The 15,141-nt window shown below is 48.0% G+C and carries 16 protein-coding genes; 5 read left to right on the top strand and 11 right to left on the bottom strand.

The features are described 5' to 3' along the window. Positions 1-33 precede the first annotated feature (33 nt). Positions 34-693, top strand: a complete 660-nt coding sequence (locus CWO84_RS10400; RefSeq protein WP_033159342.1) for a class I SAM-dependent methyltransferase — start codon at positions 34-36, stop codon at positions 691-693. On the opposite strand, the gene dmeF is transcribed toward CWO84_RS10400, so the two are convergent. Then, positions 656-1,687, bottom strand: a complete 1,032-nt coding sequence (gene dmeF / locus CWO84_RS10395; protein ID WP_101052632.1) for a CDF family Co(II)/Ni(II) efflux transporter DmeF — start codon at positions 1,685-1,687, stop codon at positions 656-658. The genes CWO84_RS10400 and dmeF overlap by 38 nt on opposite strands. A gap of 160 nt (positions 1,688-1,847) precedes the next feature. Between dmeF and xseA the strand changes: the two genes are divergently transcribed. From xseA to CWO84_RS10380, 3 genes are all read left to right on the top strand, one after another. Then, positions 1,848-3,191, top strand: a complete 1,344-nt coding sequence (gene xseA / locus CWO84_RS10390; protein ID WP_033159344.1) for an exodeoxyribonuclease VII large subunit — start codon at positions 1,848-1,850, stop codon at positions 3,189-3,191. A 114-nt stretch (positions 3,192-3,305) separates the two neighbouring features. Beyond that, positions 3,306-3,710 carry a hemerythrin family protein gene (locus tag CWO84_RS10385; protein WP_051670515.1) on the top strand — a complete coding sequence of 135 codons (405 nt, stop codon included), beginning with the start codon at positions 3,306-3,308 and terminating at the stop codon, positions 3,708-3,710. Next, the gene (locus CWO84_RS10380; RefSeq protein ID WP_033159345.1) at positions 3,707-4,279 is read left to right on the top strand and encodes an alpha-ketoglutarate-dependent dioxygenase AlkB; all 573 of its coding nucleotides are present in this window, start codon (positions 3,707-3,709) and stop codon (positions 4,277-4,279) included. Before CWO84_RS10385 ends, CWO84_RS10380 begins: the two co-directional genes overlap by 4 nt. Positions 4,280-4,307: 28 nt before the next feature. Here the strand turns inward: CWO84_RS10380 and nqrM are convergent, their stop codons facing one another. The 8 genes from nqrM to CWO84_RS10340 all read right to left on the bottom strand — a co-directional run bounded on the left by nqrM (position 4,308) and on the right by CWO84_RS10340 (position 11,417). Then, complete coding sequence (nqrM, locus tag CWO84_RS10375) at positions 4,308-4,496, bottom strand: (Na+)-NQR maturation NqrM (protein WP_033159346.1); 189 nt, start codon at positions 4,494-4,496, stop codon at positions 4,308-4,310. Between the two features lie 88 nt (positions 4,497-4,584). Continuing rightward, on the bottom strand, positions 4,585-5,805 hold the full coding sequence (gene nqrF, locus CWO84_RS10370) for an NADH:ubiquinone reductase (Na(+)-transporting) subunit F (protein WP_033159347.1): 1,221 nt from the start codon (positions 5,803-5,805) through the stop codon (positions 4,585-4,587). A 10-nt stretch (positions 5,806-5,815) separates the two neighbouring features. After that, complete coding sequence (gene nqrE / locus CWO84_RS10365; RefSeq protein ID WP_101052580.1) at positions 5,816-6,424, bottom strand: NADH:ubiquinone reductase (Na(+)-transporting) subunit E; 609 nt, start codon at positions 6,422-6,424, stop codon at positions 5,816-5,818. Continuing rightward, positions 6,424-7,092 carry an NADH:ubiquinone reductase (Na(+)-transporting) subunit D gene (locus CWO84_RS10360; RefSeq protein ID WP_033159349.1) on the bottom strand — a complete coding sequence of 223 codons (669 nt, stop codon included), beginning with the start codon at positions 7,090-7,092 and terminating at the stop codon, positions 6,424-6,426. The genes nqrE and CWO84_RS10360 overlap by 1 nt, the downstream gene beginning before the upstream one ends. 8 nt (positions 7,093-7,100) lie before the next feature. Then, complete coding sequence (locus CWO84_RS10355; RefSeq protein WP_033159350.1) at positions 7,101-7,964, bottom strand: Na(+)-translocating NADH-quinone reductase subunit C; 864 nt, start codon at positions 7,962-7,964, stop codon at positions 7,101-7,103. Next, positions 7,957-9,156 (bottom strand): NADH:ubiquinone reductase (Na(+)-transporting) subunit B, encoded by a 1,200-nt coding sequence (locus tag CWO84_RS10350; RefSeq protein ID WP_033159351.1) that lies wholly within the window; start codon positions 9,154-9,156, stop codon positions 7,957-7,959. The genes CWO84_RS10355 and CWO84_RS10350 overlap by 8 nt, the downstream gene beginning before the upstream one ends. Further along, complete coding sequence (locus tag CWO84_RS10345; protein ID WP_033159352.1) at positions 9,156-10,502, bottom strand: Na(+)-translocating NADH-quinone reductase subunit A; 1,347 nt, start codon at positions 10,500-10,502, stop codon at positions 9,156-9,158. The genes CWO84_RS10350 and CWO84_RS10345 overlap by 1 nt, the downstream gene beginning before the upstream one ends. Before the next feature lie 186 nt (positions 10,503-10,688). Then, positions 10,689-11,417, bottom strand: a complete 729-nt coding sequence (locus CWO84_RS10340) for a metallophosphoesterase (RefSeq protein ID WP_033159353.1) — start codon at positions 11,415-11,417, stop codon at positions 10,689-10,691. 102 nt (positions 11,418-11,519) lie between these two features. On the opposite strand from CWO84_RS10340, the gene ispG reads away from it, so the two are divergent. Beyond that, positions 11,520-12,740: a flavodoxin-dependent (E)-4-hydroxy-3-methylbut-2-enyl-diphosphate synthase gene (gene ispG / locus CWO84_RS10335; RefSeq protein WP_033159354.1), complete on the top strand. Its 1,221-nt coding sequence runs from the start codon at positions 11,520-11,522 to the stop codon at positions 12,738-12,740. A 319-nt stretch (positions 12,741-13,059) separates the two neighbouring features. Here the strand turns inward: ispG and CWO84_RS10330 are convergent, their stop codons facing one another. Next, positions 13,060-14,232, bottom strand: coding sequence for an NnrS family protein (locus CWO84_RS10330; RefSeq protein WP_033159355.1), 1,173 nt, complete (start codon positions 14,230-14,232; stop codon positions 13,060-13,062). Next, positions 14,225-15,040 (bottom strand): ferritin-like domain-containing protein, encoded by an 816-nt coding sequence (locus CWO84_RS10325; RefSeq protein ID WP_165786302.1) that lies wholly within the window; start codon positions 15,038-15,040, stop codon positions 14,225-14,227. Before CWO84_RS10325 ends, CWO84_RS10330 begins: the two co-directional genes overlap by 8 nt. Positions 15,041-15,141 lie beyond the last annotated feature (101 nt).

The following is a 15,141-nucleotide window of genomic DNA, read 5'->3' as shown; positions in this document are numbered from 1 at the left end:
CGCCCAAGCGTCAAGCAAAAGCCCAAATTAATTATGCCGGCACCATCCTGCCCACTCTGTAACAGCCCCGATACCCATCTTTATCACAGCGACGCAAAACGCGATTACACTCAGTGCCGACAGTGCTTACTGGTGTATGTCGCTTGCTCTCAGCACTTATCGCCGAGCCAGGAAAAAGCTATTTACGATCTACATCAAAATACCATTGACGATCCGGGCTACATTGAATTTCTATCCCGCTTGGCAAAACCTTTGCTCAGAAAATTACCGAACAATTCTGTTGGACTTGATTATGGTTGCGGCCCAGGCCCGGCGCTTGCAGAACTGTTCAAGGCGCGTGGGCATCGAGTAAATGTCTACGACCCATTCTATGCGGACTTTCCTGAACACCTGCAAAGAACCTACGACTTTATCGTCTGCACCGAGGTAGTAGAGCATTTTCGCACGCCGAAACGTGAGTTCGACACGCTGTTTAGACTATTAAAACCCGGCGGTTGGCTGGGCATCATGACCAAATTGGTCATAGATGCCGAGGCCTTTGCCAAATGGCATTACAAAAACGATCAAACCCACATCGCTTTTTTCTCGCGACCGACTTTTCATTGGTTAGCGGCGCATTATCATTGCCAAATAGAATTCATCGGCAACGACGCGATTATTCTGCAACGCAATCCTGACCCTTACAACAATTGACTTCCACGGTGATATGGTCGAGCTGCGCGAATTTGCCCAATAGATTCTTGTAATAACTGGGCGATTTTGGCTGCTGCGTGACCAAAACCACGATTGCCGCATAATGATTGGCACTAACGGGCCAAACATGCAGATCGCTGACAAGGCATTCGCCGTCTTCCTCCAGCGCGGTTTGTATCGCGTGGGTGTATTTGGGGTTCATGGTCTGGTCCAGCAATACGGGGCTGGTCTCTTTGATTAAGCCGTAAGCCCAGACCAGAATCACTGTCGCGCCAACAAAACCCATCACCGTATCCAGCCAAACCCAACCGTAATATTTGCCAGCCACCAAGGCGACGATGGCCAATACCGATGTAAGGGCATCGGCCATTACGTGTAGATAGGCCGCTCTTAGGTTGTGATCGTGATGATGGGAGCGCTGAGCTTGATCTTTGTGGCCGTGTTCTTCATGGTCATGGTCATGGTCATGGTCATGGTCATGGTCATGGTCATGGTCATGGTCATGGTGAGCATTATGCCCGTGTCCATGGTGGTGATCGTGATGGTCTCGCAATAATAGCGCGCTTAACAGGTTGATCAACAAACCCACTTGCGCGACTAAAATCGCCTCGTCAAAGCGAATTATTTCCGGCATCAGCAACCGCTGCACCGAGTCGGCAATCATTACCAAGGCTACCATCGCCAATGCTATCGAACTGGCAAATCCGCCCAATACACCCACCTTGGCGGGGCTAAATGCGAAGGTTTGATCATTCTGGTGGATACGGCTGTAACGGTAGGCGAAGATTGCGATCATAAAAGCCACCACATGCGTAGCCATATGCCATCCGTCCGCCAACAACGCCATCGAATGAAACTGCATACCAGCGACAATTTCCACAATCATCGTCGCAAACGTCAGAAGCAGCACCCATTTGGTACGCCGCTCGCCTTTGCGATTGATCCGCGCGAAATCGTGCGAATGTTGCCAGTTACTCAATTGATGTTCATGCATCCATAGTTCCTTGTTCGCTAAAGCCGAAATCATTACCTAGGCAGCATTTTAGCGCAGCTTACCTGGAAACACTTCCGCAAAGTAAAAGCCCCTGTTATTTGCGGCAAACCGCCGTAAAATAAGGTTTTCAACCTATTCGCCCTGCACTTTCAAGCATTCGATGAGTAATTCCGAGCAGATCTTCAGCGTATCTCAGCTAAACCGCGAAGCCAAACGCTTGCTGGCCAGCCATTTCTTAACCGTGCAAGTACAAGGCGAGATTTCCAATCTCAGCCTGCCCTCTTCCGGCCATTACTACTTTACCTTGAAAGACGCGCAAGCCCAGATCCGCTGCGCCATGTTCAAAGGACAACAGCAACGACTAAGGTTCAAACCTGCCAACGGCAATCTGGTGATCGCCACCGCGCAAGTCAGTTTGTACGAACCGCGCGGCGATTATCAATTGGTGGTGGAACAATTGGAAGAAGCCGGTGACGGCGCATTGCGTCTGGCTTACGAACGCCTGAAACAAAAGCTATTGCTAGAAGGTTTGTTCGAGCAAAACCGTAAGAAACCGCTGCCGCCACTGCCAACACAAATCGGCGTCATCACCTCGGCCAGTGGCGCAGCGATTCACGATATTCTCAGCGTACTGAAAAGGCGCTTTCCGGCGATCCCGGTGCTGATCTATCCGGTAGCGGTGCAAGGCGAAAGCGCGAAATTCGAGATCAGCGCGGCATTGGCAACAGCCAATAAGCAAGCTCTGGTAGATGTGATCATCCTGGCGCGTGGCGGCGGCTCGCTGGAAGATTTGTGGGCCTTTAACGAAGAAATCGTCGCCAGGGCGATAGCGGCCAGTGGCATTCCGGTGATTTCAGCAATAGGCCACGAGGTAGATTTCAGCATCGCCGATTTCGTCGCTGATTTGCGCGCACCTACACCATCGGTAGCGGCCGAATGTGCGGTGCCGGACCAATCCGCCTGGCTTAATCGCTTTACAGCTATTGAGCGCCAACTAACCCGGCAGATGAAAGATAAATTACAGCAGCAACAGATGCATTTGAGTTGGCTAAATAAAGCCCTACAAACCCAACATCCGGGCGAAAAACTACAACGCAATGCCCAGCGTCTCGACGAATTGGAACAACGCTTGAATCGGGCGACGCGAGCCGGCTTGGGGCTGTGCCGCCAGCGTCTGGTGTTAAACACCCAGCGTCTGAATGGACAGCAACCGTTGGTATCGATTCACGGCTATCGGCAGCAACTTGATTACTTCCAACAACGATTAAGCCGTTCGATGCAAATTAAACTGACGGCATTGAAAAATCGGCAACACGCGATATCACAAACCTTACATGCGATTAGTCCACTGGCAACGCTGGAACGCGGTTATGCTATCGTGCAACGACACGAAAGCTCCCAGCTGGTGAAGTCGGTTAAGCAGTTAGCCAAGCTTGAACTGTTCGACATTAGAATGGCCGATGGGCGCATCGTTAGTCGAGTTGATGAGGTGATACCCGATTAAATCTGGCCTGCGCTTTAATTGCCATCGACAATCATCCATCCGTTTTATCGTCGGCGATTAATAGGCATAAAACATGCTTTAGTGCATTAGTTTACAAATCACACGAGTGTTCAAATGACAATATTCGACAGAACCATACCCCTGAGTGTTGGTTATGCTCACATCGATCATGATCACGGCATCTTTATTGATTTGGTAAATCAATTGGATAAGGCCAATAACACTGACTTTCCGGGCTTGTTTGCGCAATTGTATCAACACACCGAAGAACATTTTGAATCTGAAAATCGGTTAATGGCGCAATTCGGATTTCCGGCGGAAACCGAACACAAAGGCGAACATCAACGGGTTTTGGAAGAATTCAAACAGTTTAAAACCCGGATCGACAAAGGCTTAATTTCCTTTGGTCGTGCTTTTGTCAAGGAGCGTCTGCCGCAATGGTTTTTATTGCACATTACGACAATGGACAGTGCATTAGCGTCACACATTAAAGCACAGCAGGAATTGCAAGACGAATGACGCCCGATAAGGAGCTGAGAATAATAAGAGATTTTTACGACGCCGCCGAAAGCGATGCTATCTATAGGCGTTTGCTCCAGGAACAAAATTGGCCCGACAATTGTTACAGCGTTGCCGGTCGGGAATTTACTTTACCCCGCCTGCAAACCTGGCATGCTGATCCGGGGATAGTTTATAGCTACAGCAATAATCTATTAAAAACTCGGCCCTGGACGCCATTACTATCGGATATAAGGCAAAAAATCGAACAGTTCTTAAACTTTTCGTTTAATTCGGTATTAGTGAATTTATATCGAAACGGCGAGGATTATGTAGGCTGGCATGCGGATAACGAAGCGGAGTTGGGGCCACAGCCTTTTATCGCATCATTGACGCTGGGAGCGACCCGACAATTTGCATTTCGGCATAAAAAAACCGCGGAAAGCGGCAGTATTTTACTGACTAGTGGAATGCTATTGATTATGCAGCCCGATTTTCAACACCACTGGCTGCATAGTATTCCTGTCGATCAGAAGTTGACTCAAGGACGCATAAACTTAACGTTTCGGAGAGTTATCGCTCCGAAGTAGCTTAGTTTATCGCTTTGGGCAAGCAGCCTTAATGTTGTTCCAATGTTTTAGCTTGCTCAGCTTCAAACTTCTTTCTTTTGTCGCATTTCTCACTGCATACGCAATTGCCGGTGCCTCCGCAAGACCCCTTGATGGCATTCCGACCGAAAAGCACACCGACTGCCATGACGGCAATAACGATCAACATAAATAAAAATGTTACTAAAAAATAACCCATTTTTTTCTCCTGTTTTTTCTAATCACTGAAACGAAAAAAGGAGCGATCCGAAAATCGCTCCCTGTGCTTCGCGTCAGATTAATACAACTTAACCGCCGAAATCATCCAACATAATATTTTCAGGATCCACACCATTAGCCAGCAGCATGTTAATCACTGAAGAGTTCATGATTGGCGGCCCGCACATGTAGTATTCACAATCTTCTGGGTTCGGATGTTTCTTGATAAATTCTTCGAACAACACGTTGTGAATGAAGCCGGTATAACCTTTCCAGTTATCTTCAGGTAAAGCATCCGACAAGGCTACATGCCATTCAAAATTGTCGTTTTCTTTGGCCAGCATATCGAAATCTTCAACGTAGAACATTTCGCGTTTGCTACGTGCGCCATACCAGAAAGTCATTTTACGCTTGGATTTCAGTCTGCGTAGTTGATCGAAGATATGCGAACGCATCGGCGCCATACCGGCACCACCACCGATAAAGACCATTTCAGCATCGGTTTCTTTGGCAAAAAACTCGCCGTAAGGACCGGATACGAAGACTTTATCACCTGGTTTCAGATTGAAGATAAAAGACGACATGATGCCTGGCGGAATGCCATCCGGCGCCCCTGGAGGCGGCGTAGCAATCCTGACGTTCAGCATGATTTCCTTTTCTTCAGGATAAGATGCCATTGAGTACGCGCGTAGAGTCGGTTCTTTTACATCCGACACATAGCGCCACAAATTGAATTTATCCCAATCAGGACGGTATTCCTCGGCAACATCCATATCCGCATATTTTGAAATATGGGGCGGGCATTCGATTTGGATATAACCGCCGGCGCGGTAATTGATGGCTTCACCTTCCGGCAATTCCAACACTAGCTCTTTAATGAACGTTGCGACGTTGTCGTTGGACTTAACGGTGCATTCCCATTTCTTAACACCGAATACGCTGTCTTCGACTTCGATATCCATGTTTTGTTTGATGGATACTTGGCAAGCCAGACGTTCGCCGTGTGCGGCTTCCCGTTTGGTGATATGCGATTGCTCGGTTGGCAGAATGTCGCCCCCGCCGCTGTGCACTTTCACTTTACATTGACCACAAGTGCCGCCGCCACCACAAGCTGAGGACACGAACAATTGGTTGTCCGCCAATGCGGTCAACAATTTGGAACCCACCGGTACATGGATTTTCTTTTCGTTATTGATCAGAATTTCCACATCGCCAGAGGCCACCAGTTTACTTTTCGCGCCGATGATCAAAAACACCAGCGCTATCACGATGACCGTGAAGAAAATAACACCTAATGCAATTTCCAGCATTACGATACCCTTATAATTGAATTCCAGAGAAAGCCATGAAGCCCAGAGACATCAAGCCAGCGGTGATAAAAGTGATGCCCAAACCTTGTAATGCAGCAGGAATATCGCTGTATTTCAATTTCTCACGCACACCGGCCATGACGGTAATCGCCAAAGCCCAGCCGAAACCACTGCCTATACCGTATACCACGCTTTCGCCGAAATTGTAGTCACGTTCGATCATGAACAAGCTGCCAGCCAAGATCGCACAGTTCACTGTAATCAGCGGCAGGAAGATACCCAAGGCTTGATATAGAGCCGGAAAGAATTTATCCAGAATCATTTCCAGAATCTGCACGATAGCAGCGATCATACCTATACAGCTCAACAAGCTTAAAAAGCTTAAATCCACACCGGTAATGCCTATCCAAGATAATGCATCTTCTTTCAACAAAGTTTGGTAAATGAAGTTATTGGCAGGCACTGTTAAGGTTTGCACCACCATAACGGCAATACCCAAACCCATGGCTGTGGAGATCTTCTTGGACACCGCCAAGAAGGTACACATACCCAGGAAGAATGACAGCGCCAGGTTTTCAATGAAAACCGCTTTAACAAACAGACTGATATAGGCTTCCATTAGTGATGTCCCCCTTCACCATGAGCAATCGACATGATTTTGAACTCGTTGTGTTCCACCTGTTTGGGTTTCCAGGTACGGAAACCCCAAATGATCAAGCCGATGATGAAAAACGCGCTGGGCGGCAGCAGCATCATGCCGTTCGGTACGTACCAACCGCCATCTTTGACCAAAGGCAGCACATCGAAACCAAGCAGTTTGCCTGAACCCAAAGTTTCTCTGAACAGCGCCACGATAATCAGGATCAAGCTATAGCCCAAACCGTTACCGATACCGTCAACAAAGCTTTGCAGCGGCGGATTTTTCATCGCATAGGCTTCAGCACGTCCCATAACGATACAGTTGGTGATAATCAACCCTACGAATACCGACAGCTTTTTGCTGACATCAAAGGCAAAGGCCTTAAGCAACTGATCGACCACAATAACCAGCGAAGCAATGATGATCATCTGCACGATAATCCGAATGCTGCTCGGTATATGCTCGCGCACCGCACTAATCGCTGCGCTTGAACAGGCAGTAACCGAAGTCAAGGCCAATGCCATGATCAATGAGGTAGACATTTGCGACGTTACCGCCAGCGCCGAACACACACCAAGCACCTGCAAGGTGATGGGGTTGTTATCGACCAACGGTTCGAATAATACTTTTTTAGTTTCTTTATCCATGATAAGTCCTAACCGTTTTTTCTAATTTTGTTTAGATAGGTGGCAAAACCTTCGGTACCCATCCAGTATTGGATCAAATTACTGACCCCACGACTGGTTAAGGTTGCACCGGCCAAACCATCCACTTTGTAAACAGAATCCGGGCGACTGGAATCAACACCGCCTTTTACTAAAGTCAAAGCCACTTCGCCTTTGTCGGAATAGACTTTTTTGCCTTTCCACAACGCGCGCCAGTTAGGATTGACTACCTCACCACCCAGGCCAGGAGTTTCACCTTGGTCGTACAGGTTGATGCTTTGCACGGTTTGCGCATCAGCTTCCAAGGCTAAAAAGCCGTACATCGTAGACCACAAACCGTAACCGTTGATAGGCAGAATAATGGATTGCAACTGGTCGCCGTTTTTAACCAAAAACACTTTGGTGTATTTGGCTTTTTGACGGATGCTGGCGATATCTTTCTCGACCGGAATCAACTCGTTCTGCGCTGGGTCTTTCGCAGCCTTGCGTTGGTCGTATTCGTCGACATTGATATTGTCTACGTAATCGCCTGTTTTCAGGTCGACAATCTTGCTTTCGATTCTTTCCGCAAAGGCTTTATCTATATCAGTACCCTCTTCCAACAAACCAGCCACATCAAGAATGTTTTTCTTCATGTCCAGGGCTTTGTTGTAGCCTTGCAAAGGCCGTAAAGCGACTGTAGCGATAGATACCAATACAGCGCACACCAAACATAAGGCCAAAGCCACGTTGACGGTTTTTTCCAGGCTGTCGTTACTTAAAGCCAGGATTCTGTCGGCGTAAACTCTGAACTGTTCGTAGTACTTGCAGAGCTGCTCGTTGTACTTACAGGTTTTTTTCTCGGCATTAAGCATGGCGTTTGATCCTTCTTCTAATATTTGCTTGAACAACAAAGTAATCAATCAATGGTGCAAACATGTTTGAGAAAAGAATTGCAAGCATCACACCTTCCGGGAAAGCCGGGTTAATAACCCGAATGATGATAATCATCACGCCGATCATGCAGCCGTAAATCCAGCGACCGGTGTCGGTCACAGCGGCAGAAACAGGATCAGTTGCCATAAACACCGTACCGAAAGCAAAACCACCGACTACCATATGCCAGTACCAAGGCATCGCAAACATTGGGTTGGTTGTGCTGCCAACGATATTCAATAAAGTGGACATACCGATCATGCCAATCAACACGCCAGCCATGATGCGATAAGAAGCAACACGTGTATATAACAAGAATGCAGCACCCAACATACAAGCTAATGTGGATGTTTCACCCATCGAGCCGGGAATGAATCCCAAAAACGCTTGGATCCAACTGAAACTCTCTTTAATCGCCTCGACGCCACCAGCCGATGCCAAAGATAAAGCCGTCGCGCCACTGTAACCATCCACTGCAACCCATACTGCATCGCCGGAAATTGAAGCCGGATATGCAAAAAACAGGAAAGCACGACCTGTCAAAGCGGGATTAAGGAAATTTTTACCGGTACCACCGAAAACTTCTTTACCCAACACGATACCGAACGAGATACCTAAAGCCACTTGCCACAAGGGGATGTCGGGTGGCAGGATCAGGGTATACAGCATTGACGATACCAAGAAACCTTCGTTGACTTCATGCTTGCGTACGGTTGCAAACAACACTTCCCAAACGCCACCTACCGCTAAGGTAGTGATGTAAACAGGGAAGAAATACAACATGCCGTGCACCAGACAGGAAATCGGGTTGTACGGGTTGTAGCCGAATAGCGCCATTGGAATGCTGCGCCAATTGTTGATCGACTCGACACCCATACCCTTCATGGCTAAGTTGGCTTGATAACCCGTGTTGTACCAAGCCATCAAAATACAAAACGCCGTGGCGATTACTACGAACGTCATGGTACGTTTCAGATCGTTACCGTCACGCACATGGGTTTTTCCGCGCGTTACATCGGATGGCGTGTAAATAAAAGTATCCACCATCTCGTAGAGACCGTAATACTTTTCAAACTTGCCGCCCTTTGTAAAATGCGGCTCTATGCTATCTAAAATATCTCTAGCCGACATTATCCTTCCTTCTCGATTTTAGTTAAATTAGCTCTGAGCACAGGCGCGAAGTCATGCTTGCCTGGATCGACAAAGGTGAACAAAGACACGTCTTCTTCACTCAGTTCCAGGCAGCCAAGAGACTGTGCAGTGTCGGTATCGCCGACTACAATGGCTTTCAATAAAGGTGTAGACAAAATATCCAAAGGCATCACTGTCTCGTAGACTCCCACCGGAACAATGGCGCGATTGCTACCATTTTTATCGGTGGTCAACGGAAACAGGCGATTATCTTTACGATCTTTGCTCGACACGTACACATTCATAGCCGAGTATTTGTCTTTGCCGGGAACGATCCAACCGAAAAGCTCACGTTCACGACCTTCTTTTATAGCAGAAACTTGCAAACTGTAAGCACTCAAAAATGCCAGAGATCCGGCAGCCTCGTGGCCATACAAAACAGAGCCCGAAATTACGCGGTTTTCAACATCTTGCAATTCGCCGGCAACCAAATCGTCCAGATTGGCGCCCACACGTGTGCGTACCAATCTTGGGTTTTTAACTGTTGGACCAGCCAAAGAAACGATGCGTTCTACATTCAGCTTACCTGTAGTAAACAATGCGCCAATAGCAATTACCGCCTGGTAATCAATATGCCATACGAATTTATGGATATTGACCGGATCGATAAAATGAATATGGGTGCTTGGCAAGCCGGCAGGATGCGGCCCGGAAAACTCCGCTACCTGAACGGCTTGATTCGCTACCAAATCAGTGCCCGTCGCTTTGCAAAGATAGGTTTTACCGGATGTCAACTTAGAAACTACAGTCAAGCCATTAGCAAAGTCGGCAGCACGTTCCTTGATAATCACAGCAGGATCTGCCGCCAGCGGACGAGTATCTATCGCTGTGACAAAAATTGAACTAGGCGTTGTATCGACAGCAGGGATTTTGCCGTAAGGACGTGTCAGGAACGCAGTCCACAATCCTGATGCCAGCAAATTTTCCTTAACCTGTTCTTGAGTCAAATTGCCTAACTCAGCTTCGCCGTATTTGCTGAAAGACTCTTGCTGATTTCCTTGCAATTCAATGACCACAGACAACAGCGCACGCTTGTCGCCACGGTTAATAGCTTTAACCACACCCGCACCGGGTGAGGTAAAGTTGACGCCAGGATTTTTTTTGTCAGAAAAAAGGGCCTGTCCTAATTTGACCTTATCTCCTTCGGCAACCATCATTTTCGGCTTCAGATCGATGTAATCGGCACCCAATAAGGCGACCGATTTGATGCTGTTACCATCGCTAATCTTTTGTTCGGGTCCGCCTGTTATAGGCAAATCCAAACCTTTCTTTATATTAAATTGCATAGTTAATACGCCTGCTCCCCAGACTAGTTGCAGCAAAAAGCCCATTGCGAAACACCGATCCCAAAGGGCACTTCAAGACAAAACATGTTCATTACATCACAAGTTATCGGCTTTCTCAACGGAAAATCCCAAGGCTTGTAGCCCTTTAAGCCGAGCGATAGCGCCCGGCATAAGTGGAAATACCGCTCAAATATCAACCACTTTATCGATATCAAAACCACTCACATACTTGCGCCCGACATACCCCCGGGTATTGCTTAAGATACGGGCATCCGCTATCCGGTAATCACCCAAATTGTGCACATGACCGTGAAACCAGGCTGCTATTTCATATTCGTGAAATAAAGGCTTCAAGTCATTACAATAAGCCAGCTTTTTAAGTACGTTGGGTGAATCGATCCAACTCCATTCGGTGGGCGCATGATGAGTGACCACTATGGTCCTGCCGGCGAAGGGCGTGGCAAGTTGTTGTTCTAACCAGAATTTAGATTCCCGATGTAGTTCGGTAAAGTGTTTGGGCTCGAAAGTTTGGCCTGCAAATGACACCTTGCGAAAGTCATTCAAGGTATTTCCCAGCACTTCGGCCTTTTCGGCGCCCTCGATAAACAAATTCGTCCACAAGGTGCAACCCAAAAAGCGCACACCCTGGAAGATAAACTGATCTTTTTCCAGGAACTGAATTTGACTGCCCGCACATTCCCTACGCAACATTTCGATAGTCTGTTGATATTCGTAACCATAAAACTCATGGTTACCCGCCACATAAACCACAGGCTTGCCGATAGACTTCAACCATTCGACACCTTGTTTGAATATGCCGATATCGCCTGCCGCCACGACCAAATCGGCATCGGTTTCCGGCAGACTCTGCTCGCCAAATTCCAGATGCACATCAGAAAAGTAATTTATCCGCACAATTTGCTCTTTCGTCCTGTTACTAAGGAGGTATAATTTATATCCTAAGTGAATTACTTGGTATTTTTTAGATAACTTTCAGTTTTTGCAGACCACACTTCTATGTCGATTAGCTCCAGAAAACACACCCAACAGGTTTTGGTAGGAAACGTAAAAGTCGGCGGCGACGCTCCGATTGTAGTTCAATCCATGACTAATACCGATACAGCTGATGTGGCAGGAAGCGTGCAACAGATCATGGAATTAGCCACAGCGGGCTCGGAAATGGTCCGCGTCACTGTCGACCGTGAAGAAGCTGCGCAAGCCGTACCGGAAATCGTCAACCGACTGGCACAAAAAGGCTTTTCGGTGCCCATTATCGGCGACTTCCATTTTAACGGCCACAAGTTACTGGAAAAATATCCGGATTGCGCTCAAGCACTATCCAAATACCGTATCAACCCCGGCAATGTCGGCAAAGGCAAAGCGCGGGACCCGCAATTTCAGCAGATGATAGAGTTTGCGATTCAATACAACAAACCCGTGCGGATTGGCGTCAACGGTGGCAGTCTTGATCAAGCCGTACTAACCCGATTGCTTGACGAGAACAGACAATTAGCGCAACCCAAAGAATTACCCCTGATCACACGGGAAGCCATCATACTCTCCGCCCTGGAAAGCGCGGCTAGAGCCCAGGAAATCGGGCTGGGTAAAGACAAAATTATCCTATCCTGCAAAATTAGCGATGTTCAGGAGTTGATCAGCATTTATCAAGACCTGTCCAGCCGTTGCGATTACGCCTTGCATCTAGGCCTTACCGAAGCTGGCATGGGCTCCAAAGGCATCGTCGCATCAGCAGCAGCGCTCGGCGTACTGATGCAGCAAGGCATAGGCGACACCATTCGGGTATCCCTAACACCCGAACCCGGTGCCGCGCGCACCAAAGAAGTCATTGTGGCCCAGGAAATTCTGCAAACCATGAACTTTCGCTCCTTCACACCCATGGTAGTGGCCTGCCCCGGTTGCGGACGCACCACCAGCGATTATTTCCAACGTCTGGCGCAAGACATTCAAGGCTATTTACGCGACCAAATGCCTATCTGGAAAGATAAATACAAAGGCGTGGAAGATATGAAAGTCGCGGTAATGGGTTGCGTCGTCAACGGCCCCGGTGAAAGCAAAAGTGCCAACATCGGCATCAGCCTACCCGGAACCGGCGAGTCACCTGTTGCGCCGGTTTTTGAAGACGGTTTCAAAACCGTCACCCTAAAAGGCGACCATATCGCTGAAGAGTTCCAAGCTATAGTCGAGCGTTATATCGAATCGCATTACAGCGCGCAGTAAAAACGTTTCAACACAAAAAAGGCGGCTGAAAGCCGCCTTTTTTATAAACCTATCAAAAGCCCACTATCACTGACCAAGATCATTATTCCTGCCAGGAACAGACCCGCTTACGCCGTTGACCAAAGTCCATTCGTCCGACTCATTTTCACATCAAACCTGTCGCGCAATTTGCTTCCATTCACTCTCATTTGATTGACCAGATCGCGCAGTAAACCGATATAGCAACCCTAATACTGTCGCTCCAACAAATTCAATGTATAAAAAATACGGCACGCTTGGACGAAACCATCCGCCATCGCCACTGTTTTTATGAACTACGCTACCCCGGCTGCCCATCCAACCTGGGCGACATCAAAATTGGCGAATAATAAAATGCGAACAAGGAAAATGCCGCCAACCAGCAATAGGTGGACACCATCACCAAACCGCCATACCAGTTTGGCAACAAAGCCGGAAATAACACCCGAAACAACGCGGCCAGATTTATCAGCACAAAGGCCAGCGCCATCACATTCGAGGCTTTTAGCGCCCTGCCGGTATGGCCCAACGCAACACGGGCCATCATGCCCAAAGTCAAAATACCGATGCCGCCCACAGTAAAGGCGTGTAAAGCCAAAGACTGCGGAACCACAGCAAAAGCAGAGAGCGATACCAAGCCAAATCCAAGGATCAACCAACCATAGCCGATGTACAAAACCCAAAGCAGGGGCACAAACCAAATCCGCGGGTTGTACCAAGCCGCCACTCGCACAATATTAATCACAATCGCCGCTACCGCAGCACCAGCCAACAAAGCGCCGGATATATTCAGCATCAATAATGCAAACACCGCCAAACTCACCGCAACAGCGGCTATATCCAATGCCGGATTGCGAATACAAATAACCCCAGATAGCCCCCGTTCGGTAAAAAACGGAAATACCCGGCCAGCGATGACCAAAATCATCGCAACGATAACAGTAACCACCAGGACCAGCCCTAGCGAGGCATTACCGGCCATACCCAGAACTTGGGCATGAATCAAACCATTACCCAAGGCTAATAACAGCAATAAGGCGACAAAAATCAGATTTTGATAGTTGCCGGTTTTTAAAATTGGCTTACCCACAAAATACGCCAACACCGGCAAAAATACGAAATCGACGGTGCCTATCAACAAATCGGGCAGTAGTTCGGAATAAAAAGGCAATACCCGGCCATAAATCCATAAAAAACACAGCGACGCCAGTTGATCGGGAGTCACCGTTTGTAAGCCAGTCCAGTTTCTAACTGCTGTTAGTAAAAAACCGGCAATCACCGCTGTGGTGTAGCCAAGCAACATTTCATGAGCATGCCACGTGCTGCCGGTGAAGTAATTATCGATATGCAGCGAACCGTTGGACATTGAGTTCCATACTGCAATCAAAGCCAGAGCTGATAATCCCGCCAGCGCGAAAAAGGCCCTAAAGCCCATCGCAAACAGTGGATAATCAAAAACCGGTTTGTTATTCATGCAAACGCTCCTCCAGCCAATCGATTTCGTTATTCGAGAAACCGGCAATTATACGCACTTCTCGGTTAAAGGGTCCCTTGGGCTTGCCTTTGAAATAATTCAGGATCAGGTCTTTAAAGCAGTGTTCAGGTTCCAGACCGCGCTGTCTGGCCAGATTATTGAACCAGTAAGAACCGCGCTCGACATGCCCAACTTCGTCGTTATAAATCCTCCGAAGGATAGCTAGACCGGGCTGATCGTCGATAGCAACCAGTTTATCCATCATACCCGGCGTCACATCTAATCCGCGCGCCTCCATGCAACGCGGCACTATCGCCAAACGCGCCAAAATGTCATCCGAAGTCTCTTCGGCATGCGACCAAAGCCCGCGATGTGCGGGCAAATCGCCGTAATCGAATCCCAAGCCAAGCAAATGAGTGCGAATCAACTCGAAATGCTGCGCCTCTTCGTCGGCGATGATCAGCCAATCCCGATAAAAATCGTCCGGCAAGCCGGGAAATCGGGAAATGATGTCCCAAGCCAAATAAATTGCCACGAACTCGATATGCGCGAGTGCATGAAAAAAAGCCGCTTTACCCTCGTTGGAATCCAGACGACGTTTAGGCATCTCTCGCGGCATCAACAATTTCGGCCGGCTTGGAAATACGGTGTTGCATATCGGCAAGACCGCCCGGTCTGTTTGCAGGGACAATAAGCCGTTATCCAACAACTGCCTGGCTTGATGAGTTAAAACAAGCTTTTGCTCAATATCGCCATTGAATAAACAATGCTCCGCAAAATCGGATAGGCTTTGGGGCTGTTCTGCCAAAATCGAAGTTCCTGTTTTCTCGCTACCGATGAGTCCATCCCATCCGACAACCACGTAAATAGGTCAAACTAAGCACGACACTATCAGAAGTGCCCGGCGTT

This window comes from Methylomonas sp. Kb3 (genome assembly GCF_002834115.1).
In the GTDB taxonomy this organism is placed as follows: Bacteria; Pseudomonadota; Gammaproteobacteria; order Methylococcales; family Methylomonadaceae; genus Methylomonas; species Methylomonas defluvii.
Note: the sequence above shows the minus strand (reverse complement) of the source record. Positions and strands in the feature narration are given on the sequence as shown.

Excerpts from the sequence above, each read along its gene's own strand:
- CWO84_RS10360 (WP_033159349.1), bottom strand. The coding sequence starts at position 7,092 with ATGGATAAAGAAACTAAAAAAGTATTATTCGAACCGTTGGTCGATAAC.
- dmeF (WP_101052632.1), bottom strand. The coding sequence starts at position 1,687 with ATGCATGAACATCAATTGAGTAACTGGCAACATTCGCACGATTTCGCG.
- CWO84_RS10380 (WP_033159345.1), top strand. The coding sequence starts at position 3,707 with ATGACGCCCGATAAGGAGCTGAGAATAATAAGAGATTTTTACGACGCC.
- nqrE (WP_101052580.1), bottom strand. The coding sequence starts at position 6,424 with ATGGAAGCCTATATCAGTCTGTTTGTTAAAGCGGTTTTCATTGAAAAC.
- nqrF (WP_033159347.1), bottom strand. The coding sequence starts at position 5,805 with ATGCTGGAAATTGCATTAGGTGTTATTTTCTTCACGGTCATCGTGATA.
- xseA (WP_033159344.1), top strand. The coding sequence starts at position 1,848 with ATGAGTAATTCCGAGCAGATCTTCAGCGTATCTCAGCTAAACCGCGAA.
- CWO84_RS10350 (WP_033159351.1), bottom strand. The coding sequence starts at position 9,156 with ATGTCGGCTAGAGATATTTTAGATAGCATAGAGCCGCATTTTACAAAG.
- nqrM (WP_033159346.1), bottom strand. The coding sequence starts at position 4,496 with ATGGGTTATTTTTTAGTAACATTTTTATTTATGTTGATCGTTATTGCC.
- CWO84_RS10400 (WP_033159342.1), top strand. The coding sequence starts at position 34 with ATGCCGGCACCATCCTGCCCACTCTGTAACAGCCCCGATACCCATCTT.
- CWO84_RS10355 (WP_033159350.1), bottom strand. The coding sequence starts at position 7,964 with ATGCTTAATGCCGAGAAAAAAACCTGTAAGTACAACGAGCAGCTCTGC.
- CWO84_RS10330 (WP_033159355.1), bottom strand. The coding sequence starts at position 14,232 with ATGAATAACAAACCGGTTTTTGATTATCCACTGTTTGCGATGGGCTTT.
- CWO84_RS10345 (WP_033159352.1), bottom strand. The coding sequence starts at position 10,502 with ATGCAATTTAATATAAAGAAAGGTTTGGATTTGCCTATAACAGGCGGA.
- ispG (WP_033159354.1), top strand. The coding sequence starts at position 11,520 with ATGTCGATTAGCTCCAGAAAACACACCCAACAGGTTTTGGTAGGAAAC.
- CWO84_RS10385 (WP_051670515.1), top strand. The coding sequence starts at position 3,306 with ATGACAATATTCGACAGAACCATACCCCTGAGTGTTGGTTATGCTCAC.